General features: G+C 71.2%; 25 protein-coding genes. 9 read left to right on the top strand and 16 right to left on the bottom strand.

What is annotated here, in order from left to right:
* Positions 1-3: 3 nt before the first annotated feature.
* Both IPK24_01845 and IPK24_01840 read right to left on the bottom strand, forming a co-directional pair.
* On the bottom strand, positions 4-657 hold the full coding sequence (locus IPK24_01845; GenBank protein ID MBK8074316.1) for an MBL fold metallo-hydrolase: 654 nt from the start codon (positions 655-657) through the stop codon (positions 4-6).
* Between the two features lie 45 nt (positions 658-702).
* Positions 703-1,104 carry a hypothetical protein gene (locus IPK24_01840; GenBank protein ID MBK8074315.1) on the bottom strand — a complete coding sequence of 134 codons (402 nt, stop codon included), beginning with the start codon at positions 1,102-1,104 and terminating at the stop codon, positions 703-705.
* Positions 1,105-1,172: 68 nt separating this feature from the next.
* On the opposite strand from IPK24_01840, the gene IPK24_01835 reads away from it, so the two are divergent.
* Positions 1,173-2,147 (top strand): EamA family transporter, encoded by a 975-nt coding sequence (locus IPK24_01835; GenBank protein ID MBK8074314.1) that lies wholly within the window; start codon positions 1,173-1,175, stop codon positions 2,145-2,147.
* A gap of 290 nt (positions 2,148-2,437) precedes the next feature.
* Here IPK24_01835 and IPK24_01830 read toward each other — a convergent pair whose 3' ends face one another.
* The 8 genes from IPK24_01830 to IPK24_01795 all read right to left on the bottom strand — a co-directional run bounded on the left by IPK24_01830 (position 2,438) and on the right by IPK24_01795 (position 11,014).
* Complete coding sequence (locus tag IPK24_01830; GenBank protein MBK8074313.1) at positions 2,438-2,857, bottom strand: YeeE/YedE family protein; 420 nt, start codon at positions 2,855-2,857, stop codon at positions 2,438-2,440.
* Positions 2,857-3,549 (bottom strand): YeeE/YedE family protein, encoded by a 693-nt coding sequence (locus IPK24_01825; GenBank protein MBK8074312.1) that lies wholly within the window; start codon positions 3,547-3,549, stop codon positions 2,857-2,859. The genes IPK24_01830 and IPK24_01825 overlap by 1 nt, the downstream gene beginning before the upstream one ends.
* Before the next feature lie 614 nt (positions 3,550-4,163).
* Entirely contained in the window at positions 4,164-6,047 is a 1,884-nt protein-coding gene (gene iolD, locus IPK24_01820) for a 3D-(3,5/4)-trihydroxycyclohexane-1,2-dione acylhydrolase (decyclizing) (GenBank protein ID MBK8074311.1), read from the bottom strand.
* Positions 6,044-7,264 (bottom strand): Gfo/Idh/MocA family oxidoreductase, encoded by a 1,221-nt coding sequence (locus tag IPK24_01815; GenBank protein MBK8074310.1) that lies wholly within the window; start codon positions 7,262-7,264, stop codon positions 6,044-6,046. Before IPK24_01815 ends, iolD begins: the two co-directional genes overlap by 4 nt.
* Entirely contained in the window at positions 7,261-8,175 is a 915-nt protein-coding gene (gene iolB / locus IPK24_01810) for a 5-deoxy-glucuronate isomerase (protein MBK8074309.1), read from the bottom strand. The genes IPK24_01815 and iolB overlap by 4 nt, the downstream gene beginning before the upstream one ends.
* On the bottom strand, positions 8,172-9,152 hold the full coding sequence (locus IPK24_01805) for a hypothetical protein (GenBank protein MBK8074308.1): 981 nt from the start codon (positions 9,150-9,152) through the stop codon (positions 8,172-8,174). Before IPK24_01805 ends, iolB begins: the two co-directional genes overlap by 4 nt.
* Entirely contained in the window at positions 9,149-10,108 is a 960-nt protein-coding gene (locus IPK24_01800; GenBank protein ID MBK8074307.1) for a 5-dehydro-2-deoxygluconokinase, read from the bottom strand. Before IPK24_01800 ends, IPK24_01805 begins: the two co-directional genes overlap by 4 nt.
* A 6-nt stretch (positions 10,109-10,114) precedes the next feature.
* Positions 10,115-11,014, bottom strand: coding sequence for a TIM barrel protein (locus IPK24_01795; protein MBK8074306.1), 900 nt, complete (start codon positions 11,012-11,014; stop codon positions 10,115-10,117).
* 148 nt (positions 11,015-11,162) lie between these two features.
* Here IPK24_01795 and IPK24_01790 point away from each other — a divergent pair, with 148 nt between their 5' ends.
* Both IPK24_01790 and IPK24_01785 read left to right on the top strand, forming a co-directional pair.
* Positions 11,163-12,212 carry a Gfo/Idh/MocA family oxidoreductase gene (locus IPK24_01790; protein ID MBK8074305.1) on the top strand — a complete coding sequence of 350 codons (1,050 nt, stop codon included), beginning with the start codon at positions 11,163-11,165 and terminating at the stop codon, positions 12,210-12,212.
* Positions 12,213-12,241: 29 nt separating this feature from the next.
* A complete protein-coding gene (locus tag IPK24_01785) occupies positions 12,242-13,252 on the top strand; it encodes a LacI family DNA-binding transcriptional regulator (protein MBK8074304.1) in 1,011 nt (336 codons plus the stop codon).
* On the opposite strand, the gene IPK24_01780 is transcribed toward IPK24_01785, so the two are convergent.
* The 4 genes from IPK24_01780 to IPK24_01765 form a co-directional block, all read right to left on the bottom strand.
* Positions 13,245-13,475, bottom strand: a complete 231-nt coding sequence (locus tag IPK24_01780; GenBank protein MBK8074303.1) for a biotin/lipoyl-binding protein — start codon at positions 13,473-13,475, stop codon at positions 13,245-13,247. The genes IPK24_01785 and IPK24_01780 overlap by 8 nt on opposite strands.
* A 2-nt stretch (positions 13,476-13,477) precedes the next feature.
* Positions 13,478-14,458 carry an alpha-ketoacid dehydrogenase subunit beta gene (locus IPK24_01775; GenBank protein ID MBK8074302.1) on the bottom strand — a complete coding sequence of 327 codons (981 nt, stop codon included), beginning with the start codon at positions 14,456-14,458 and terminating at the stop codon, positions 13,478-13,480.
* Between the two features lie 83 nt (positions 14,459-14,541).
* Positions 14,542-15,531, bottom strand: coding sequence for a thiamine pyrophosphate-dependent dehydrogenase E1 component subunit alpha (locus tag IPK24_01770; protein ID MBK8074301.1), 990 nt, complete (start codon positions 15,529-15,531; stop codon positions 14,542-14,544).
* A 162-nt stretch (positions 15,532-15,693) separates the two neighbouring features.
* Entirely contained in the window at positions 15,694-16,464 is a 771-nt protein-coding gene (locus IPK24_01765) for a helix-turn-helix domain-containing protein (GenBank protein ID MBK8074300.1), read from the bottom strand.
* A 152-nt stretch (positions 16,465-16,616) separates the two neighbouring features.
* Here IPK24_01765 and IPK24_01760 point away from each other — a divergent pair, with 152 nt between their 5' ends.
* The 3 genes from IPK24_01760 to IPK24_01750 all read left to right on the top strand — a co-directional run bounded on the left by IPK24_01760 (position 16,617) and on the right by IPK24_01750 (position 19,064).
* Entirely contained in the window at positions 16,617-17,447 is an 831-nt protein-coding gene (locus tag IPK24_01760) for a methyltransferase domain-containing protein (GenBank protein ID MBK8074299.1), read from the top strand.
* A gap of 70 nt (positions 17,448-17,517) precedes the next feature.
* The gene (locus tag IPK24_01755) at positions 17,518-17,952 is read left to right on the top strand and encodes a DUF4395 domain-containing protein (protein ID MBK8074298.1); all 435 of its coding nucleotides are present in this window, start codon (positions 17,518-17,520) and stop codon (positions 17,950-17,952) included.
* A gap of 44 nt (positions 17,953-17,996) precedes the next feature.
* Complete coding sequence (locus tag IPK24_01750; protein ID MBK8074297.1) at positions 17,997-19,064, top strand: NAD-dependent epimerase/dehydratase family protein; 1,068 nt, start codon at positions 17,997-17,999, stop codon at positions 19,062-19,064.
* A 46-nt stretch (positions 19,065-19,110) separates the two neighbouring features.
* Here IPK24_01750 and IPK24_01745 read toward each other — a convergent pair whose 3' ends face one another.
* Positions 19,111-20,247: a HAMP domain-containing histidine kinase gene (locus IPK24_01745; protein ID MBK8074296.1), complete on the bottom strand. Its 1,137-nt coding sequence runs from the start codon at positions 20,245-20,247 to the stop codon at positions 19,111-19,113.
* Positions 20,247-20,972, bottom strand: coding sequence for a response regulator transcription factor (locus IPK24_01740; protein ID MBK8074295.1), 726 nt, complete (start codon positions 20,970-20,972; stop codon positions 20,247-20,249). The genes IPK24_01745 and IPK24_01740 overlap by 1 nt, the downstream gene beginning before the upstream one ends.
* Before the next feature lie 102 nt (positions 20,973-21,074).
* On the opposite strand from IPK24_01740, the gene IPK24_01735 reads away from it, so the two are divergent.
* From IPK24_01735 to IPK24_01725, 3 genes are read left to right on the top strand one after another with little or no spacing between them, the layout of a single operon-like run.
* Positions 21,075-21,749 (top strand): glycosyltransferase, encoded by a 675-nt coding sequence (locus tag IPK24_01735; GenBank protein MBK8074294.1) that lies wholly within the window; start codon positions 21,075-21,077, stop codon positions 21,747-21,749.
* A gap of 42 nt (positions 21,750-21,791) precedes the next feature.
* A complete protein-coding gene (locus tag IPK24_01730) occupies positions 21,792-22,415 on the top strand; it encodes a DUF2064 domain-containing protein (GenBank protein ID MBK8074293.1) in 624 nt (207 codons plus the stop codon).
* Positions 22,412-23,050, top strand: coding sequence for an SAM-dependent methyltransferase (locus IPK24_01725; protein MBK8074292.1), 639 nt, complete (start codon positions 22,412-22,414; stop codon positions 23,048-23,050). Before IPK24_01730 ends, IPK24_01725 begins: the two co-directional genes overlap by 4 nt.
* Positions 23,051-23,116: the final 66 nt, after the last annotated feature.

The following is a 23,116-nucleotide window of genomic DNA, read 5'->3' as shown; positions in this document are numbered from 1 at the left end:
TGTTCAGGGCAGGATCACGGCCCCCTGGCCGGCCAGATCGTGCAACGTGAGATCGTCACCACCGAACTGGCCGACGTGCATCAGGTAGAGGCCCCGGCCCTGCGGCGACAGCAGCCCGTCGTGGATCGGCACGAACGCACTCGGGCCGATCCGGCGGACGAAGTCGATGCTGTCGCGCACCGCCGTCCAGGGGGCGTTGATCGGCACGGCGAGGACGTCGACCGGACCGGGGTCGGCATCGTAGGCATCGCCCGGGTGGAACAGCGTGGGTTCGCCGGCCGCCGCCAGTCGCACGCCGACATTCGCCACCGACGGCACCCGGGAGTGGTTGAACGCGTGCTCGGCGCCGCGGGGGCTGACGGTCACCTCGCCGAGGGTGAGGTCGCTGCCCTCGGCGAGCACCGCGACGTCCAAACCCTTCTCGCGCAACAGCTGTGCGGTCTGTGGGTCGGTCGCAACGCGAGCACCGGGGTTGGCAGCCAGCAGCGCCGGGAAGCGGTCGACATCGAGGTGATCGGCGTGCTGATGGGTGACCAGGACGGCATCCAGACCGGTCAGCTCCTCGAAGCCGGCCGAGAAACCACCCGGGTCGATCAGGATGCGGCGGTCGGCGAGCTCGACCAGCAGGCACGAGTGGCCGAAGTGGGTCAGGCGCATGCCACGACGGTAGCCGCCGCCGGCCGGCTGCGGCATGTGAGGGGGTCAGCGATCGCCGAACAACCGTCGCAACAGTCCCCCGGACGACGGTCGAGCTGCGGGCCCGGCGGCGGGTCGAGCAGCGGGCCGGGCTGCCCCGGGGGGACGCGGCACCGCTGGTCGGGTGACCACCGGGATGTCGTAGTCAGCGGTGGCGATCGCCTCGACCACCTGCTGTTCGGTGAAGTCCTGCGAGCCCGGGATGGACGGCACGAACGAGACCAGCACCCCGTTGCGCATCACCTGGGCCTCGAGGCTCGCGGTGCCGTCACTGTCCCAGATCGCGACCCGGTCGCCGTCCAACCGCACCCGGACACCGAACTGGTAGACCCCGGCCCGTTCGACCTGGGCCAGGACGCCGCGCGCCCGCAGGGCGGCGACCACACGTTGAGCTCGAGCCTCGTCCATCAGCGAACGCTAGCCGGGGTTTCTGGGAGTGAGCTGTGGATCGTGACGGCACGGTTAGGGTGAGCGCCGTGGATTCATCCGATGACTTTGCCCGGCCGGCGCGGTCCGCGCAGAGCAGGCCGTGGCGGGGTGTCGGGTATGTCCTCGTGTCGGCGGGGTTGTTCTCGGTCAACGGCAGCGTGAGCAAACTCCTGCTGGACGGGACGCTGTCGTCGCTGCAGCTGGTCGAGCTGCGCTGCCTGGCCGCCTCGGCGGTGTTCGCCGCGGCGGCGGCCATCCGCAACCCGGCCTCGCTGCGGATCGGACGCCGCGAGTTCGGCTTCGTGCTCGTCTACGCCGTGGTCGGCGTGGCCCTGGTGCAGTGGCTGTATCTCATCGCCATCTCGCGGATGCCGGTGAGCATCACCCTGCTGATCGAGTTCACCGCACCGGTGCTGATCGCGCTGTGGGTGCGATTCGTGCGCAAACACCCGGTGCGACAGAGGATCTGGGTGGCCCTCGGACTCACCGTCACCGGACTGGCCCTGGTGGCCCGGGTCTGGGACGGGCTCACCCTGGACGCGCTCGGGCTGCTGGCCTCGATCGGGGCCGCGCTCTCGCTGACGGTGTACTACCTGCTCGGCGAGCACGGCGTCGGACGGCGCGACCCCTGGTCGCTGGCGGCCTGGAGCTTCGGGATCGCCGGAGTGTTCTGGGCGCTCTCGGCACCGCTGTGGCAGGTGCCCTGGGGCCGACTCACCGGCACGCTGGCGGTCGGTGAACTCGGGGTGTCGCTGCCCACCTGGGCCTTCCTGCTCTACGTCGTCCTGCTCGGCACCACCGCACCGTTCGGGCTCGCCCTGCTGGCGCTGCGCGAGATCGGCGCCACCCGAGTCGGTCTGATCGCGACCGCCGAGCCACCGCTGGCCGGGCTGGTCGCCTGGCCGGTGCTCGGCGAGGTGCTCACCCCGGTGCAGATCCTCGGCGCGAGCACTGTGCTGGCCGGCATCGTGCTGGCCGAGACCGCCCGAACGGCCACAACCCCCGAGGCCCCCACGACCTGAGGCATGACACCCGCCCCCGGTGATCATGCAATCCGTGCACAAATCCTCCGTGATCATGCAATCCGTGCACATCGCCGACGATCGGCGCGCAAGATCACGACCTTCCAGGGACTTCCCCCCTTGACGGGAGGGGAATCCCCTGCGAGACAGTGATCTTCAAGCGGGGTTGATCTTGGACGACGCGCCCCCTTGGCGTCGGCAACTCCAGCGCAGCGTCGGGCGCGTGCACGGATTGCATGATCACCGCGGGTTTGTGCACGGATTGCATGATCACCGAGGTCGAGGGGTGGTCAGTCGATGCAGGAGTCGCGCTCGAACTGCCAGTGGTTGATCATGACCCAGCGGCACAGGCGCATGCCGAGCACGATGCCGACCAGCGTGACCAGCGCGGGCAGGTACCCGCTGGCCACCTGGACGATCGGGATCGAGGGGCAGCCGCCACAGATCGCCCAGCCCACACCGAACAGGACGGCGCCCGGAATCGTGCCCCGGTTCACCCGGCGCAGGTTCACGGGTCGGGGCAGTGCGATGGCGAGCAGCACGCCGGCCAGGGCCACGGCGCCCGCGAAGGACAACAGCATGCGCAGGTTCTGAAAGGTGAACATGGCGTTCAGCTCGCCGTAGTCACCGAACCCGATCTGCATCAGCACGAAACCCATGGCCAGGCCCAGGATTCCCGTCATCGCCGTGACACCACCACGGGTCCGCATCAGATCACCTTCCACAGCAGCGTCGACATCACGGCGGCAGAGCCGAAGAACACGGCGGTGGCCACCAAACTGGCGGGGTGCAACCGGCTACAGCCGCTCAGGCCATGACCGCTGCTGCACCCACCGCCCAGTCGGGTGCCGAAACCCACCATCACCCCGCCGACGAGCAACGCGCCGTACATCAGCGCCGGGTTCGCCGTCACCAGCCGGGCGAAATCGGGGCCCATGTCGCTGCGCAGCTCGAACCGGCCGGAGACCTTCGCCGCCAGCAGCCCGCCCAGGAACATGGCGATCAAGAAGACGGCCTCGGCCACCAGCGGCACCGGACGACGAGACCGATCGGCCACCCTGGCAGACCGCTCGGATGACGCCCGCTCGGGCCCGTGCTCGGGCGTGACCGGTTCGGACGGCATCGGTTCGGAGGCCATCGGTGCCGAAACCATCGATTCGGACGACATCGGTGACGGTGCCGCGACGCCGGCCATGGCCTCGGCCAGCGCTGCCGCGATCAGCTCGGGATCACCGAACTGTTCGTCCTGGAGTTCTCGACGCCGTTCGCGACGCCAATGGACCACGCGGTCCCAGCTGCCCGAGACGCCCAGGGGCCGATCGACCAGCAAGGTGAACAACACGGTCACCGAGCCCAGGGTCAGCGCGCCCACCCACCACGGCCAATACGGTGTCGGATTCATACCGGCTCCCTCATCCATGCCCGCACTCGCGCCCAGAGTCGGGTCAACCACGAGCCGGGCGCCCGGCCCGGCGAACCGTACGGTGGCCACGGCCCGTCAACCGGGTGGGCGCCCAGCGTCGTCGCGGGCTGCGGGATCTGACCGTTCAGCTGATCAGCCAACGCCTCATGGACGAGTGCCTGCTCAGCCCGTTGCTCCTCAACCCGCTGTTCCCGGTCCACCGACCGAGCCATAGCCAACGGCATGTGACCGTTGGGCAGAAGGGCCAGCGGCACCGGCTCCCCCATGGCGGACAGCCGGTATCGAGCACAGCCCTTCCACCCGGTCTCACTGTCGCAATAGACATCCCGCCAACCGGCCAGGCTCGCGTTCAGGAGAGGAAAGAGCGGGCAGTTGCCCCGGTGTCCACAGGCCATGTCAAACCCCCCAAGGCACTGTCACGAGGTCATCGCCGTCGGCCGGACGGATCGACTCGAAGGGTATTCAACCATGTCCAACACGCCCGAAAGCGGCTGCGATGGTTGCATTCGGTCATATGGCGCGCGGGCTGGCCCCGATCCAGGTCATCTCGGTCACCCCGTGTGAGATCGAGTCATCGCCGCCTGCAACCGACCTCAGACACCCCGCCGCTGGACGGCCAGCCCCGCATCGTGAGCCGCGCGCGCCGCCACCACGTCGGCGCGTGCGCTGACCTCGGGAACCCCGACCTGCCAGAAGGCCGAGCCGGGCGTCCAGTCGTCGGCCCGCACCGAGGTCACCACGACGGTGGTGCGGTCAGCGTGCCGGGCCTCCTGCAGGGCCGCGTGCAGCTCGTCCATGGAGCTCACCTCGATCGCCAGTGCCCCCAACGACCGGGCGTGCGCCCCGAAGTCGACGCGCACGTGAGCACCGGGACCCCGTGAGTCGGCGAGCATGTTGTTGTACGAAGCCCCGCCCTGGTTGCGCTGGAGTCGCTCGATGACCGCGAACCCACCGTTGTCGCAGACCACGAGCACGAACTTCGCGCCGGACAGCACCGAGGAATAGATCTCGGAGTTCAGCATCAGGTACGAGCCGTCGCCGACCAGCGCGAACACCTCGCCGTCCGGGTGGCTCAGCGCGCGCGCGAAGGCCGCCCCCCAAGCCCCGGCGGTCTCGTACCCCATGCAGGAGAAGCCGTATTCGCAGTCGAAGCCGGCGATCCCCTGGCTGCGCCAGTTGATGTTCAGCTCACCGGGCAGCCCACCCGCCGCCGTCATCACGTAGTCCTGCGGCGTCGCAGCCGCCTGCACGGCGCCGATCACGTGCGCGTAGCTCGGCGGCCAGGCGCCGTCCGGGCTGGTCCGGGCGGTGATGAAGGAATCCAGCTCGGTGCGGGCCCGGGCGGTGCGCTCGACCCAGTCCGGCGCCACGCTCCAGCCCTGCAGTCCCTCACGCAGCGCGGACAGCGACTCCCGGGCGTCGCCGGTCACCGGCACCGCGTGGTGCTTGAGCGCATCGAAGCGGGCCGCGTTCACGGTGACGATCGCCGCGGTCGGCGCGATACCCGTCCACGAACTGGTGGTGAAGTCCTCCAGGCGACTGCCGATCGCCAGCACCAGATCGGCTTCTGCGACAAGGTCATTGGCGGCGTCGGCGCCGGTGACCCCGATCGCGCCCGCGTAGCAGGGATGGTCGGCGACCAGGCTCGACTTGCCGGCCACCGTCTCGACCACCGGGATCGAGAACTCCTCGACGAGGGCAGCCAGTTCGGCCTCGGCGAGCGCATAGTGCACCCCGCCGCCGGCGATGACCACGGGACGGCGGGCGGCCCGGATCGCGCGCGCGGCCCGGTCGAGTTGCCCCAGATCCGGTCGCGGGCGAACGATCTCGTGTACCCGGACGTCGAAGAACGCCGCCGGGTAGTCGTAGGCCATCGCCGCGACGTCCTGGGGCAGGCCGAGGAATGCCGGGCCGCAATCGGCAGGGTCGAGCAGCGTGCCGACCAGCTGGGGCAGGCTGGCCAGCAGCTGCGCGGGATGAGTGATCCGGTCCCAGTAACGCACCACCGGCAGGAAGGCGTCGTTGACCGTCACCGACGGCACCCCGAAGTGCTCCACCTGCTGCAGCACCGGATCGGGCAACCGCGAGACGAAGCTGTCGCCGCTGATGAACAGCACCGGCAGCCGGTTCGACATCGCCACGCCGGCGGCGGTGACCATGTTGGTGGCGCCAGGACCGATCGAGGACGTGGCCACCATCACCTGACGCCGACGTCGTGCCTTGGCGAACGCCGCGGCGGCCAGGCCCATGCCCTGCTCGTTCTGCGCCCGCCACACCGGGATCTCGTCCCGGTGCTGCTCGAGGCTGTGCCCCAGGCAGGTGACGTTGCCGTGACCGAAGATCGCCAGGACGCCGGGGAACAGCGGGCCGATCGGGGCACCGGGCAGGTCGTCGAGCACGATCTGCTGGGCGATCAGGTAGCGCACCAGTGCCTCGGCCGTGGTGATCCGAACCGTTTCTCCCACAGGGTGATTCATTCCTGTTCTCCGTCGCGCCACGAGGGGACCTGTTGCCAGGACCGGGTCTGCCATGAGTCGATCAGAGCCTGCTGCACCGCCACGACGTCCACGGCCTGGGCGAAACCCGGCCGGAACCGGGTGCCGGTGGCCAGCGCCTCGAGGAAGGCGTGGTCCTCGATGGCGACCAGGTCCTCGAACCCGATGGCATTGGCCTGGCCGGGCACGAAGGCGCCGTGGTACGGGAACCGGTCTCCCCCGAAGATGGTGGTGTACCCGGTCTCGGCGCTCCCGTCGCGCCGGTAGTACTGCAACTCGTTGAGCCGCTCCAGGTTCCACGCCAGGGAGCCCTCGGTGCCATAGATCTCGAAGGCATTCTGGCTCTCCGGCCCGACCATGGTGCGGCTGCACTCGAACGTGCCGGTGGCCCCGTCGGCGAACCGGCACAGCATCGAGGCGAAGTCCTCGTTCTCGACCTCGCCGGTCGGGTCGTCGGCGCTGCCCCGGCCGTAGTGGCCGGCCGATCCGGTGGGCAGCGGGCGCTGTCTGATCGTGGTCTCGCGCATGCCGACCACCTCGGTGATCGGGCCGAGCAAGAACTGGGCCAGAGCGACACTGTGGCTGAGGATGTCGCTGGTCACGCCGTAGCCGGCCTGATCCAGCTTGAATCGCCAGGTCAACAGACCCAACTCGTCGCTGCCGTACATCGACAGGAACCGCCCGCGGTAGTGGGTGATCCGGCCCAGGCGTCCCGAGGCCACCAGCTCGCGGGCGTGCAGCACCAGCGGCGCCCACAGGTAGTTGTAGCCGACGCCGGTGCCGACCCCGGCGGCGGTCGCCGCCCGGTGGGCGGCCACCGCATGCTCGGGCTTGCCGCCGATCGGCTTCTCACTGAAGACGGCCTTGCCCGCGGCGCAGGCGGCTTCGATCATCGGCACGTGCAGCATGTTCGGCGCGGTCACCCAGACGGCGTCCACGTCCGGCGCGGTGACGGCCTCGCGCCAGTCCTCGACGGCGCGTTCGAAACCGAAGTCCGACACGGCCCGGCGCCGACGGTCGGCGTCGATGTCGGCACAGACCACCAGGCGCGCCTCGGCCCGGCGCTCGGGGAACAGCGACGGGATCCGCATCACGGAGCGGCTGTGGGCCTGGCCCATCCACCCCAGACCCAGGACGGCGACCCCGATGCGACGGCGTCCGGCGACGCCGTCCTTCGCGGTGTTCATCGTGGCGTTCATCGGGCCACCCGCCCGGTGGCAGCGGTCATCGGCAGCCGCGCATCCGGCTCCTGATCGACCCAACCGGTCCGGATCCAGGCGTGCGCCGGGTCGTCGCAGAAGGCCATGGTGCGGTGCGGACCCGGGCCGGCGAGCACGTTGAGGAAGTACATCGGGTACTCCGGCGGGGCCACCGTCGGACCGTGGTAACCGTGCGGCACCAGGTAGACGTCGCCATCGTGCAGCGTGACCGTCTCGTCGACCGAACCATCGACGGAGTAGACGTGGAAGAGGCCCTGACCGTCCGGGTGTCCGTGCAGGTGTCCGGGCGTGGAGTCGCCGCCGGGGCCGGTGCGTCCGATCCGGAAGTAGTAGATCTCCTCGTTGGAGGTGGGGCAGCCGGCCAGGCCGTCGTGGCGGTGCGGTGGCCAGGACGAGAGGTTGCCGCCCGGGGTGATCACCTCGCAGACGTTGATCCGGTCGGCATCCGGGAACGAGTCCGGCGTCGCGATGTTGGTCACCTGGCGCGTGGCCCGACCTGCCCCGCGCACCTCCACGGCGACCTGGTCTGCCGGGACGTGGCGGGCCGGGAGCCGTCGGGACGCCCGGGCCGTGCACACCGCCACCTCACCGGAATCGCCGTGCAGCTCCAACCGGGCGCCCAGCGGGACGTAGAGCCAGTCGCTCACCGCGCTGAAGACCCCCTCCCGGCCGGCCAGGGAGAAGCTGCGGCCGTCGACGCGCACCTGAACGTCCTGCGCCGAAAGGGGTACCAGCACCGCCTCGTCCGGGCCGAGGTCGGCCTCGACCGGGCCGGCAGCCAGGTCGTACACGGTCAGCCCGCTGTAGGCCCAGCCGGCCCGCTGCGGCGTGATGTGGCAGCGCACACCGTCGTTCTCGACGAGGTGCTGCGCGGTCAGATGCCAACTCACCTGGTGACTCCCGGGGTGGTGTCGTCGGGGTGAACCGGATCGGGGTCAACCAGATCCGGGTGGACCAGCGCCGCTGCCCGGCGCATCGCGCCGTCCACGTCACCGTCATGGGGATACAGCAAGGTGCGGCCGGGCATCAGCCCGCGAACGTTGGGCTCGCGCAGCCCGAGCGCCCAGTCGTCGAAGACCTCGGCTGCCCGGGCACCCGGATCACCGCCGAGCATCAGGATGGGCAGGCTGGTGGCGCCGGCCACCTCACGCATCCGGCGCGACGCCGGGATCTTCAACCAGGTGTGTACCGAGCAGGCCCCCAGACCGGAGGCGACGGCCACCGACTGGACCATCCGCTCGTGCGAGGGGTCGAGCACGGCGTGGCCCGCCTCGTCCCGCCGATAGGGCAAGACCTCGACCACGGCGAGCCGGGAGTGCTCGGCCAGCGCGGTCACCGCGGCGGCCGCCGACTCCAGGGTCCGGGCCACCGCCGGGTCCGTCTCGTCGAGGCGAACCAGCACCTTGCCGCCGTCGAGGCCGTACTGCGCAATCCGTTCGGCATCGTAGGCGGTCACCCGATCGTCGAGTTCCCACCGGGCACCGACGATCCCACCCCGGTTCATGGTGCCGATCGCCAGGCGAGAGTCCAGCGCTCCGAGCCAGGCCAGGTCCTCGAGGATGTCGGCGCTGGCCAGCACGCCGTCCACACCCGGGGTCGCCAGCCCGCGAACCAGCCGGTCGAGCAGGGTGTAGCGATCGGCCGCTATCAGCGGGTCACCGCCGACGGCGAGCTTGCCCCGGGCGGTGTGATCGGCAGCGATCACGAGCAGCCGCCCGTCCGGGCCGACCAGCTCGCGTCGGCGACGGCGCAGCAGCGCCTCGTGCAGCTGTCGCGGCCGGCGTACCCGAGCCTCGATCAGTGCCCGGTAGCGGGCCGGGTCGAGGCGGGCCGAGCCCTCGGGCGAGGCAGCCTCCAGGCCCGTCATGCGGTGGCCGCCATCATGCGCAGCTCCTGCAGCGTCGGCATGTCGTCACTGCAGGTGAGCCGACCGACCACGAAAGCCCCTGCATCGCAAGCGGTTCGGCCGATCTCGCGCAACGGCAGGCCGGCCAGCAGGCCGTACACCAACGCGGCCCCGAACGCGTCGCCGGCACCCAGACCGCACACCACCTCGACCGGCCGGGAGGCGATCCGGTGCCGCTCATCCGGGGTCGCCATCAGCACCCCGTCACCACCGAGCTTGACCACCGCGAGCCGGACGCCACGGCGCAGCAACTCGTCGGCGGCCCGGTCCGGGTCGTCCACTCCCAGCGCCATCGTGCACTCGGCCTGGTTGCCGACCACCACCTGGCAGCAGGCGATGGCCTCGGCGGCACGCTGCCGGGCCAGGTGCGGGTCGGACCACAGCGCGGGTCGGTGATCCAGGTCGAGCAGGGTGGTGCCGGCATCGCGGTCGACCCGGTCGACGAGCCACGCCGCCAGCGCGTCCCCGGTGGTCCCCGGGGCCAGCGCCGCGTGCGAGACCCACACGGCACGGACGGCGCGGCGCGAGACCTGCTCGAACAGCTCGGCGGGCAGGCTGGCGTCGGGCGGCCGATCACCCCGGTAGAAGGCGACCTCCGGGTGCTCCGGGGGGTTCAGGGCGACCAGCGCCAAGGGGGTGCGCTCGCCCGGCTGGACCTGCACGTACCGGGTGTCGAGGCCGTGAGCGGCCAGGCGAGCGCCGACGTAGCGACCGAGGGCGTCGTCGCCGACCGCGGTCACCGCGGCCACGCGCAGCCCGAGTCGGGCGGCGCCCACGGCGACGTTGGTGGGGCTGCCGCCCACGGACTTCACGAACGTCTGCTGAGCCTCGAAACCGACCCCGCTCTCGCGAGGGTAGAGGTCGACGCTGACCCGCCCCACGGTCACCAGGTCCAGGGCGTCATCACCGCTCGCCACGCGTGACTACCCGACCAGCGCCGGAGCGACGACCTCGCGCAGGTAGGTCAACGACGACCCGACCTGGCGCACCGGCCCCTCGCCGTCCGCGGGTGGACCGTCCGTCAGGGCGGTGTCCTGCTCGATGACGTACATCCCGCGGTAGCCGGCCGATTCCAGCGCACCGACCACGCCGGCGATGTCCACGTCACCCTGCCCGAGCGGGCTGAAGAGCCCGGCCTGAGTGGCCGCCATCAGCGACCGCTCCCGCCGCAGCACGGCCGGGGCCAGGTCCAGCCGGACATCCTTGAGGTGCACGTGACCGACCCTGTCGACGCCCTGCCGGGCGAACTCCACCGGGTCGACCCCACCGATCGCGAGGTGGCCGGTGTCCAGGCACCAGCTCACATCACAAGAGTCCAGGACTCGGTTCACGTCGTCGGCGGTCTCCACCAGGGTCTGAACGTGCGGGTGCAGCACCTGATCCAGGTCGTGCTCGGCGCACAGCTCGTCGAGCCGGGCCAAGGTGTCGATCATGCGACGGTGCTCGGTGGCGCTGAGCGGCCGGGGAACCGACCAGTCGGGGTCGACCACCACCGCGGTGACGAACTTCGTCGCACCCGCCGCCTGCAGCAGCCGGGCCACCTCGCGAGCACTGACCAGCGAAGCCTCCACCTGGGCGGCATCGTGCGGCACGACCGGGGTGAACGCACCGAGCAGGCTCATCCCGTACCGGTCGAGCAGGGCACGGATCTCGTCAGCGGTGGACGGGAGGAACCCGGGGGCACCCAACTCGGTGCCCCGCAGACCGAGCGCCGACATCTCGGCCAGCACCCGCTCGGTGGGCAGCATCTCGCCCCAGCCGGGTACCTCGCACACCCCCCAGGAGATGGGCGCCGATGCCACTCGGGCCAGGAAGTCGCTCATCGTCACTGCTCCACTCCACGCACGGTCAGGTTGCTCCCTGCCCACGGAGGTCGTCCGTGTGGAACGTTCCCTTGGAGCGTTCCAATTGATAGTCTGACACGCGCCGTCGCGACCGGACAAGCCTTCCGGCCGGACAGGGAGGGGCCAGATGCGAGTCCTGGTGATCGGCGCGGGTCGCATGGGTGCCCTGCGCGCCGAGGACCTGCGCGCGGACCCCCGGATCAGTCAGGTGTTCTGTGCCAATCGTTCCCCGCAGCGGGCTCGCGACCTGGCGGCACAGCTCGGCCTCGACGTCGTCGACTGGCACCGGATCGGGTCGCTGGAGGTCGACGCGGTCGTGGTCACCTCGGCCACCAGCAGCCACGCCGAGGTCCTGCACCGGGTGCTGCCCACCGGTCGGCCGGTGCTGTGCGAGAAGCCGATTGCGCTCACCCTGGCCCAGACCGAACGGCTGATCGACCTGGCCGACGAGCACGGCAGCATCGTGCAGGTCGGCTTCCAGCGCCGCTTCGATCCGGGGCTGCGCGAGCTGCACCGACGGTGCGCCGCGGCCGAACTCGGCACGCTGTACGCGATGCGGCTGATGTCGCACGACCATGAACCCAGCGATGCGGCGTTCATCGGGTCCAGCGGAGGGATCTTCCGCGACCTGCACGTGCACGACCTGGATCTGGTGGCCTGGCTGACCGGGTCCCCGGTCAGCTCGGTCCATGCCACCGTTGCCGTGCGGGAGCACGGCCAGTACGACGTGCACCACGCCACCGCTGCCGGATCGGTGCCGGACGGCGACGTGGCCCTGATCCACGCGGTGACCGCCTCCGGGGTGCAGGTGAGCATCCACGGCGCCCGGCACGACCCGCGGGGTCACGACGTCCGGGTCGAGGCCTACGGGTCGGCAGACTCGGTCTGCGCCGGCCTGACCGAGCGCACGCCCCTGCTCGCCCTGGACGGCGCGCGCGCGGCCGCCGGCTCCGCGGCGCCTGCTGGAACAACGCTGCCCTATGCCGGCTTCGTCGACCGCTTCCGCGAGGCGTTCCGCGCCGAGACCTCCGCCTTCGTCGACCTGGCCTGCGGCGGCCCCAACCCGTGCCCGCCGCAGGCTGCGCTCGACGCGCTGCGGGCCGCCGTCGCCTGCGAGGTGTCGGTGCTGAGCGGCAGGCCGGTCAGGGTGGACGAGATCGTCACGACCGAGCAGTGACCGACGACAGACCAGCGACCGGAGCAGCGGTGAGCAGCAGCCGACCCACCATCCTCGACGTGGCGGCGCGGGCCGGGGTCTCCAAGTCGCTCGTCTCGCTGGCCCTTCGCGGCTCGCCAGCGGTCGCCGAGACCAGCCGGGCAGCGATCCTCGCCGCCGCGGCGGAGCTCGGCTATCGGCCCAACGCTGCAGCCCGCAGCCTGGTGGCCCGGTCGAGCCGCACGATCGGGGTCCTGGTGCTGGATCTGCACAACCCGGTGTTCGCCGAGATCCTGGACGGCGTGCTGGCCGGCGTCCGGGCACGCGGCTACAGCACGATGCTGGTGACCGGCGGATCCGACCCCGCGCTGGAGCAGACCGAGATCGACAAGCTGCTCGAGTTCCAGATCGAGGGGCTGCTGCTGGTCTCGCACCGGCTGTCGCCCGCTGCCCTGCGCGGCATCGCCACCGAGGTCCCGGTCATGGTCCTCACCCGCGGCGACGTCACCGGTCGTGGCATCGACACGGTCTGCGCCGACGATCGCCTCGGCGCGCACCTGGCCATCGCGCACCTGGTCGGCCTGGGGCATCGGCGGATCACGCACGTCAACGGCGGCGACAACCCGGTCGCCGCCGAACGTGAGCGGGGTTACCGGGAGGCGATGACGGATGCCGGTCTGGCCCGGCACATCACGGTGGTGACGGGCAGTCTGGACGACGGCGGCGGGTATCGCGCGGCCACCGAGGCGCTGGCGGCGGCCCGGCCGCCCACCGCCATGTTCGTCGCCAACGACTTCGCCGCCATGGGGGCGCTGGCGGCCATCGCCGACGCCGGTCTCACCGTGCCCGGCGACGTCTCGGTGGTCGGCTACGACGGCACCCGCTGGGGCTCGCTGCGCTCGATCGGGCTCACGTCGGTGGCCCAACCACTGGCCGACATGGGCCGATTGGGCGCCGACCGATTGTTCGACCGCATCGAGGGACGGCGCAGCCGCGCCCGGCACCTGCGCCTGGACGCTCGGCTGGTAACCCGGTCCACCACCGGTCCGGCCGTCAGGTGATCGAGGCGATCACCGTGCCCTGCGGCACGACGGCCTCCTCACCGACGTGCAGGTGAACGGTGCCCGCCACCTCGGCGGGCACCTCCATCGCCACCTTGTCCACCTGCACCTCGGCGATCAGCTGACCGACGGCCACCTGCTCGCCGTCCCGCACGAACCAGGTCGCCACCACTCCTTCGGCCGAGGGGTTCTTCTCCGACATCACCGGGAAGACCACGTCCATGCCTACGCCCCCACGACCGCACGGATGGCTGCCTCGATCCGGCCGGCATTCGGGAGCACCGCCTGTTCCAGCCCTCGGGCGTACGGGATCGGCACGTCCGGGACGGCGACCCGCTGCACCGGGGCGCGCAACACGCTCGGGTCGCGATCGGTGATGGTGGCCACCACCTCACCCGACATGCCGAACGAGAGGTAGTCCTCGTCCACCACGACCAGTCGGCCGGTGCGCGAGACCGACTCCCAGATCGCCTCCCGGTCCAGTGGCACCAGGCTGCGCAGGTCGATCACCTCGACGTCGGCCACGCCCTCGGCGGCGAGCCGATCTGCGACGTCCAGCGCATGGTGTACCGACAACGAGATGGTGACCACGGTGCAATCCGTTCCGGGGCGGGCGATCCGGGCCTTGCCGATCGGCACCTCGTAGGCCTGCTCGGGCACGATGTCCGTCGCCCGGGGGTTCTTGGCCATCCACGGCAGGCCCATGACGCCCTTGTGGAACATGTAGACCACCGGGCTGTCGTCGCGAATCGCGCTGATCATCAACCCCTTCGCGTCGTACGGCGTGCTCGGGACGACCACCTTCATGCCGGGCAGGTGCGCGAACAGGCCCCACAGGCACTGGCTGTGCTGCGCGGCGTCCGAGTACCCGCCGCCGACCCCGGTGGTGAGCACCATGGGTACCTTCACGGCACCGCCGGACTCGTAGTGGATCTTCGCCATGTGGTTGTAGATCTGGTCCAGGCAGACGCCCATGAAGTCGACGAACATCAGCTCGGCGATCGGGCGCATGCCCTCGGTGGCGGCACCGACGGCCAGCCCGATGAACGCGGTCTCCGAGATCGGGGTGTCGATGACACGCTGCGGGCCGAACTGGTCGAGCAACCCGCCGGTGGAGCCGAAGATGCCGCCGTAGGCGCCCACGTCCTCGCCGAGATAGAACACCTCGGGGTTGGCCGCCATCTCGGTGGCGATGCCCTCGGCCATGGCCTTGGCCGTGGTGAGGCGCCGCGTGACGGCGGCTGCCTGGGTACCGGTCTGCGTGGCGGTCGCTGTGCTGGTCTCGGCGGTCACGACCGCACCTCCTCGGCGAAGACGTAGGCCGTGGCCTGCGCGGGATCGGGCAGTGGGGAGTCCTTGGCGAACGCGATGGCATCGTCCACCGCGGTCAGGGCGTCGGCCGTGGCGGCGGCCACCGCGGCGTCGTCCAGCACCCCGGCGGCCCGCAGACCTGCCTCGTAGGTCGGGATCGGGTCGCGCCCCGGCACCCCCTCGAGATCGGAGCGATAACCCTGGGCATCGCCCTCGAAGTGACCCCACAGGCGCAGCGTGTGCACCTCGATCAGGCTCGGGCCACCGCCGTTGCGAGCGCGTTCGACAGCCCGGCCCGCCGCCGCCCACACCGCTTCGACGGCGTTGTCCTCGACCCGCTCGCCCGGCATGCCGTAGGCCGCGGCGCGTGCGGCGTTCGAGGGCACCGACGTCGAGACACTGCGCGGCACCGAGATGCCCCAGTCGTTGTCCTCGACCACGAACACCACCGGCAGCTTCCACACGGCAGCCAGGTTCAGGGACTCGTGGAAGGCACCCTGGTTGGCCGCGCCCTCGCCGGTGACGGCGACGGCGATGCGGTCGGTTCCCCTGCGCGAGAAGGCGAACGCCTGACCCAGGGCCGGTGGGTAACCCTCGGCGATGATGCCGGAGCAGCTGAAGTGGGTGTCGGGGTCGAACAGGTGCATGTGCCCGCCGCGGCCCTTGCCGAGCCCGGTCTCGCGGCCGAAGATCTCGGCGGCGAGCTTGCGCAGGTTCATGCCGTGGGCGATCGCCAGGTGGTGCGGGCGGTGGGTCGCCGTCACCGCGTCGTCCGCGGTCAGGTGATCACACATGCCCACGGCCACCGGTTCCTGCCCCGCGGCGAGGTGCATCTCCCCCGGGATCAGCCCGGCGCCGATGTCCCACACCGGCGATTTGTCGGCGTGATAGTCGCGCAGCAGGGCCTCTTCGAAGGTGCGGATCAACACCATTTGGCGATACAGGGCAAGCCGTTTGGCGTCGTCCAGACCTGAACCCCCCGTGATCGACGGGTCCGCGGATGTCAGGGTCATCGGCGTTCTCCTCACGCGCACAGCGGCGGGCACGGCGTCGTGCCCGTACCTCAGATCCTGCGCGGGTGAGTGGCCCACGTCACGAGGCAAGTTTTCAGATGGTGATAGAGCCGGTTCCTAGTGGGCGAGCTCCAGCGCCAGGCGGTGGGCGGCGCGAGCCAGGTCGACGGCACGTCGACGGGCGCCGTCCAGCGCGGGGGCGGCGACCGAGACGGCCACCGCGCCCACCGCAACGTCACCATCAGGCCGGACGACGCGCACCGGCGTTGCGACGCAGGCGATCCCGAGGCTGTACTCCTGGCGGTCGACCACCACACCGCCGGACTGGTCGACCCCGTCGGTGCGGGCCAGGCCGCGCAACAGGCTGCGGCGGTCGGTGAGGGTGTAAGGGGTCAGATCGGCGAGTTCGTGCCGGGCCAGATAGTCCAGGCGGCCCTCGTCGTCCAGGGCGGACAGCACGGCCTTGCCCAAGGCGGTGGCGTGTCCGGAAGCCGTCAGGTCGACCCACAGATCGACCCGCGGCGCGGCGGGCGAGTCGACGACGTCCACCAGATCGAGTTCGCCGTCGCGGTAGAGCACCAGGTAGGCGGCCGCGTGCAGGGTCTGGTGCAGCCCCGCGAGCGCCGGCCGCACCCGATCGCGCAAGGAATCGGGATGCATGCGAGCCGAGAGCGCGCTCACCCGCTCACCGAGCACGTATCCCCCGTCGAGTCGGCACAGGTAGCCCTCGTGCACCAGGGTGCGCAGCAGGTGGTAGGTCGTGGGCAGCTTCTCGCCGGTGACCCGGGCCAACGCCTTGGCGGTCACCGGACGCTCACTGGAACCGACGGCGTCCAGCAGGTGCAGGGCACGCTGGACCGAGGTGATCAGCGTCGGTTGACCGGTCATGCCGACCTCCCTCCGCGACAGCGCGGACGTTGTGACCCAGTTCACGGTAGGCCGCCCGGTTCCCGCTGAGAAGGGGTGGCGGGGCAGGAAGTCGTTGTCTCGAATTACGATACACGCTGTCCCACGATACGGACGGCATCTACGCTTCGGACATGACCACCGACGACGCGGTCTACACCCACGGACACCACGCATCGGTTCTGCGCTCGCACAGCTGGCGCACGGCCGAGAACTCGGCGGCCTATCTGCTGCCGCAGTTACGCCCAGGCACCACCGTGCTGGACGTGGGGTGCGGCCCCGGGACGATCACCGCCGACCTGGCTGGGCTCGTCGCTCCCGGACGCGTCGTGGCCATCGATCCCGCCGAGGACGCCGTCACGGCCACGCGCGAGGCTGCCGCGGCGTTCGGATCGACCACCGTCGAGGCGGCTCGGGCCACGTTGGACGAGTGGGTGGCAGCGACGCCGGACGACCAGCCGGGATTCGACGTCGTCCACGCTCATCAAGTGCTGCAGCACCTGGCGGACCCGGTGGCGGCCCTGCGCCAGATGGCCCAGCTGACCCGGCCCGGCGGCCTGGTCGCCGTCCGCGACAGCGACTACGCCGGTTTCAGCTGGTACCCGCAGCTGCCCGAACTCGACGCGTGGCTGGCGCTCTATCAGCGAGCCGCCCGAGCCAATCGCGGCGAACCGGACGCCGGACGCCGCCTGCTCAGCTGGGCGCGTCGGGCCGACGTCTTCGCCGAGATCACCCCGAGCGCCTCGATCTGGTGCTTCGCCACCCCCGACGACCGCGCCTGGTGGGGCGGGATGTGGGCCGACCGCATCCTGCACTCGGCCATGGCCGGGCAGCTCCTCGCTGCCGGATGGGCGACGACCTCCGACCTGCAGCGGATCAGTGCGGCCTGGTCGGCGTGGGCGGCCGCCGCCGACGGCTGGTTCGCCGTCCCGCACGGCGAGCTGGTCTGCCGCCTGCCCACCTGACCGCCGAGCACCGAGAAACTCCTATCAATTTGATGTATTTTGATGGCTTGATCGACGAGTGAGGACCTCCATGACTGCCGTGGCCACCCCGCCGGTGGCGGGGATCGACCCCCGTGGACCGCGGTTCGCCGCCGCCCTGACCAGTGTGGTGCTGGCGGTGACCGTGCTGACCGGCAACATCTGGGTGCTGGCGGCCCAGGTCGCGCTGTTCGCCGTCGGCGCGTTCGCCGGGGTGCAGCGCACCCCGTACGCGGCGATCTTCCGGCGCGTGATTCGTCCCCGGCTGTCGCCGCCGGCCGACCTGGAGGACCCGGCCCCGCCGCGGTTCGCCCAGCTGGTCGGCCTGGTGGTCACCGGTGTGGCACTGCTGGCGGCCCTCGCCGGGGTGGGCCTGGCCGTCGAGATCGGCGCGGGTCTGGCCCTGATCGCCGCATTCCTGAACGCCGTCTTCGGCCTGTGCCTGGGCTGCGAGCTCTACCTGCTGATCCGGCGCGCCCGCGGCTGAGGTGCCGCCGGTGGCCAGAACCCTCCGTGGCTAGGGTGAGGCCCGTGAGGTTGCTGGTCACCGGCGGGTCCGGATTCATCGGCTCCGCCGTCGTGCGCGCCGCCCTGACGGCCGGGCACGAGGTGCGGGTGCTGGACCAGTCCGGCGGCGACGCCCCCGGCGGTCCCGAGGTCGAGGTGGTTCACGGTGACGTCCGGGACGCCGACCTGGTCGAGTCCGCCCTGGCCGGCGTGGACGCCGTCAGCCATCAGGCCGCCAAGGTGGGCCTGGGGGTGAACCTGGACGACATGCCGGACTATGCCTCGGTCAACGACGTCGGCACCGCGGTGCTGCTGGCGGCCATGGCCCGACAAGGCGTCGGCCACCTGGTGCTGGCCTCCTCGATGGTGATCTACGGTGAGGGCGGCTACCGGTGCCCTGAACACGGCCCGATCGCGGCGCCGCCGCGGCAGGTGGCCGACCTGGCCGCCGGTCGCTTCGATCCGCTGTGCCCGCGCTGCCGCCGCCCCCTGGAGCCGACCCTGGTCGGTGAGGACGCCGTGCCCGATCCGCGAAACGCCTACGCGGCCAGCAAGGTGGCGCAGGAGCACCTGGCCCGCATCTGGGCTCGTGAGTGCAGCGGCACCCTGACCGCGTTGCGCTATCACAACGTCTACGGCCCGGGCATGCCCCGCGACACCCCCTACGCCGGGGTGGCCGCGATCTTCCGCTCGGCTCTGGCCCACGGCGAGGCACCGAGGGTGTTCGAGGACGGCGGCCAGCGCCGGGACTTCGTGCACGTCGACGACGTCGCCGCGGCCAACCTGGCAGCCCTCACGGCGCAGACCGGGGACGAGACCACTGCGCGAGCAACGGAACAGTCCACGGCACAGGCAACGTCGCGGCTCGCGGTCTACAACGTCGCCAGCGGGGTGCAACGCACCGTCGGTGAGCTGGCCGCCACGCTGGCCGAGGTGATGTCGGGGCCGCCGCCGGTGGTCACCGGCGAATTCCGGCTCGGGGACGTCCGGCACGTCACCGCCGACACCGCGCGCATCCGATCCGAGCTCGGCTGGCGGCCCCGGGTCGACTTCCGGGACGGCATCGCGCAGCTGGCCGCTGCCTCGACGTGAGTCCCGCGGCAGCGGGGGGTGACAGGGCTGGTCGGTTTCGACCCGGTCAGTTCGGCCCGGCCACCGGCAATCGGACGTCGAAACAGCAGCCCTGGGCGGTGTTGCGCACACTGATCCGACCCTGATGCGCCTCCACGATGCCGCGGGCGATGGCCAGACCGAATCCGGCCCCGCCGTCCGGCCGCGGCGTCCGGGCCGGTTCGGGGCCGCGCCACCCGGGCTCGAACACCCGGCTCAGATCCTCTGGCGCGATCCCGCCGCAGCCGTCGCTGACCGACAGCACCACCTCGTCGGCGAACAAGCGGCCCACCACCCGAACCGCGCCGTCCGAGGGCGTGTGCCGGATCGCGTTGATCACCAGGTTGGCCAGCACCCGGTTCATACCCCCGGCATCGATGCGCAGTGAGGCCGGATCGACGGCCGCATCCAACGCCACCCCGCCCGCCGTGGCCACCGCCGCCGAGCCGGACACCACGTCGGCCACCAGATCCCGCGCATCCACCTGCTGCAGGCTCAACGCCAGCCCACCGGAACGGATTCGGGACAGCTCGAACAGATCGTCGACCAGGTGGCTGAGCCGATCGACCTCGCGCCGGATCTGGCGGTGGTAGCGATCCGGGTCGTCGACCACCCGGTCCTCGAGCGCCTCGGCCATGGCCCGCAATCCGGCCAACGGGGTGCGCAGGTCGTGACTCACCCAGGCGATCAGCTCGCGCCGAGAGGCCTCCAGTGCCTGCTCGCGGGCACGGGAGGTCGCCAATCGCCGACCGGCCGAGATCAACTCGGCGTCGATCTCGGCCAGCTCGCGCAACACCGGGCGAGCATCGGGCACCGCCTCCGGTAGGGCGGAGCCCTCACGGGCGCCCAGCGAGCGGGCCGTGGCCCGTACCCGGCGGACGTCGCCGATCACCTGCCGCGCCAGGAACCACGAGACCGCCGAGGCCACCACCGCAGCGATCAACGTCACCGGCAGCACCACGGCCAGGTCGTGGGTCGAGATGAACATCGCCCGCGCCGCCCCGACCACGCCCACGACCACCGAGCCGACGGCCACCACGCTCACCGCCGCCAGGCTGGCCGGCACCGAGCGCGGCCCCCAGCGCACCGCGAGCAGCCCCAACACGGCGACAGCGCTCGGCAGCGATGCCCCGAGCAGCCAGATCGACAGGGTGGCCCGATCCATCACGCCGGCCCGGTCGGGTCGGTGGTGGCGGGGTCGCCGTCCCAGCGATAGCCGACCCCCCAGACCGTCACCAGGCGGGACGGCGCGGCCGGGTCGGGTTCGACCTTCTCGCGCACCCGCCGCACGTGCACGGTCACGGTCGAGGTGTCGCCGTAGTCCCACCCCCACACCTCGTGCATCAGGCGTTCTCGGGTGAAGACCTCACGCGGGTGCGACATCAGGTGCACCAACAGGTCGAACTCGCGGTTCGTCAGGGCGAGTTGTGTCCCCTGGCGGGTGAGACTGCGAGCCGCCAGATCCACCTCGAGGTCACCACAGAAGAGCCGCCGGTCGGTGTACTGCCCCGCGGTCGCCGTCCGGGTGCTGCGCCGCAGCACCGAGTGCACGCGCAACACCAACTCGCGCGGGCTGAACGGCTTGACCAGATAGTCATCGGCGCCTGTTTCGAGCCCCAACAGCCGGTCGCTCTCCTCACCGAGCGCGGTGAGCATGATCACGGGAAGATCAGGGCGCGACCCTCGCAGCCGGCTGCAGACCTCCAGCCCGCTCAGCCCCGGCAGCATCAGGTCGAGCACCACCAGATCAGGTCTGGTGCGTTGGGCCACGGCGAGCGCCGTGACACCGTCGGCCGCCTGATCGATGGTCAACCCTGCCCGCTCCAGGTAGGTCCGCACCACCTCGGCGACCGTCGCGTCGTCCTCGACCACCAGCACCCGCGACGTCATGCCGTCGAGCGTAGGCGCACGGCCGGCCGGCTTCCGGCCCACCGGGTCGGCCGTTCGTCTTCCGTAAGACCTCGGCCGCGCACGTGCACCTAGCGTCGCCGTGTGAGCGCTCCCCCTGCCGCGGTCGACATCGTGCTGCCCTGCCTCAACGAGGTGGAGGCGCTGCCGATCGTGCTCGCCGGTCTGCCGCGCGGCATGCGCGCCCTGGTGGTGGACAACGGCTCGGACGACGGCAGCGCAGAGGTCGCCGCGGCCCTGGGCGCCATGGTGATCACCGAACCCCGGCGGGGCTTCGGTGCCGCCTGCGCCGCCGGACTGGCTGCGGCCACCGCGCCGATCGTGGCGTTCTGCGATGCCGATGCCTCGTTCGACCTACAGGAGATGACGAAGGTGGTGGCCCCGGTGGCCACCGGCACGGCCGATCTGGTGCTCGGGCGACGGCGTCCGATCACTGCCACGGCCTGGCCGGTCCATGCCCGAGCGGCGAATCTGGCCCTGGCCACCCTGCTGCGGCGGCGCACCGGCAGCCCGGTTCACGATCTGGGTCCGATGCGCGCCGCCCGACGAGAATCGTTGCTGGCCTTGGGGATTCGTGACCGGCGATCGGGCTACCCGTTGGAGATGGTGTTAAGGGCCGCCGTCGCCGAGTGGCGCATCGCCGAGGTCGACGTCCGCTACGCACCGCGCACCGGCCGCTCGAAGGTGACCGGCACCCTGCGGGGAACCCTCGGCGCCGTGCGGGACATGAGCCGCGTGCTGGCCGAGGTGCACCGGTGAGCGCCGTCGAGATCGAGCGAGCCCGCGGCCGCGCTCACCGCCCTGGTGCTGGCGAAGGTGCCTCGCCCTGGGCACAGCAAGACCCGGCTGATCCCCACCTTCGGCCCCCAGGGCGCCGCGCAACTGGCGGCGGCCGCGCTGACGGATACCCTCGACGCGGTCCGCCGAGCCACGGTGACCGATCGGGTGCTGGTCCTCGACGGGGATGTCCAGGAATTGCCCGACTCACTGTCGACTCGGGGTTTTCGGGTCATTCCCCAGGCCACCGGCAGCCACACCGACCGGCTGATCGCGGCCTTCGAGACGGCCATCGGCCCTGCCGTTCTGGTCGGCATGGACACCCCCCAACTGGCACCGCAGGCGATCCAACTGCACCTCGATGACCCAGTCGAGGCATGGTTCGGTGCCGCCGTGGACGGCGGGTGGTGGGTGCTGGGGCTGCGTCACCCGCGCCGCGATGCCCGTCGGGTCCTGGACGGCGTGCCGATGTCGACTCCGCAGACCGGCCGCCTCACCCGAGATCGATTGCTGGCCGGCGGATTACGAGTTCGCGATCTTGCCGTGCTACGTGATGTCGACGAGGGCGTGGACGCCGTCGCCGTGGCGCGCCAGGCACCCCACCTCCGGTTCTCTCGGCTGGTCGAGCAGCTTCGAGCCGGCCGGTGATCGCCGTCGCGGCCGAACTGCACCACTTCACCTCGGTTCGTGACGATCACGGCTGGGTCGAGGTGCATCACGGCGACGTCCTGGTGGAGCGTCATCGGGTGACCAGGTGGTTGCGCGAGGCCGACGCAGCCGATCGGCGGCTGCTGGCGGGCTGCACCGAACCCACGCTGGACGTGGGATGCGGCCCTGGCCGGTTGATCGCCGCCCTCACCGCACACGGGGTGCCGTCCCTGGGCATCGACATCTCCCTCGAAGCGGTGATCAGCACCCGGGCTCTGGGTGGCGCTGCGCTGCGACGCGACGTCTTCGCCCCGATCCCCGGTGAGGGTCGCTGGCCCTGGGCGGTGCTGGCCGACGGCAACATCGGCATCGGTGGCGACCCGGCGCGCCTGCTGCGACGCCTCACCGAGATCCTGGCCCCCGGAGGTGCAGCGGTCGTCGAGGTGAGTACGACCGAGATCGATCATCGCGGCATGAGCCGGGTGCGGTGCCCGAACGGCACCTTCGGGCCGGCGTTCCCCTGGGCTGTCGTCGGGGCCGCCGCCCTGAGCCACCTGGCTGCCGCGACGCAGTGGCAGGTCTGCGGCGATTGGCAGCAGGACGGACGGCGAGTGCTGACCCTGCGCCGCCCCTGAGGCGCGTTCCACCCACCCCTTGGTGATCATGCAATCCGTGCACGTTTGTCGGGTAGCCGGCCCGTT

It is taken from the genome of Kineosporiaceae bacterium (genome assembly GCA_016713225.1).
In the GTDB taxonomy this organism is placed as follows: Bacteria; Actinomycetota; Actinomycetes; order Actinomycetales; family Kineosporiaceae; genus JADJPO01.
This window is presented reverse-complemented; position numbering and strand designations above follow the sequence as displayed.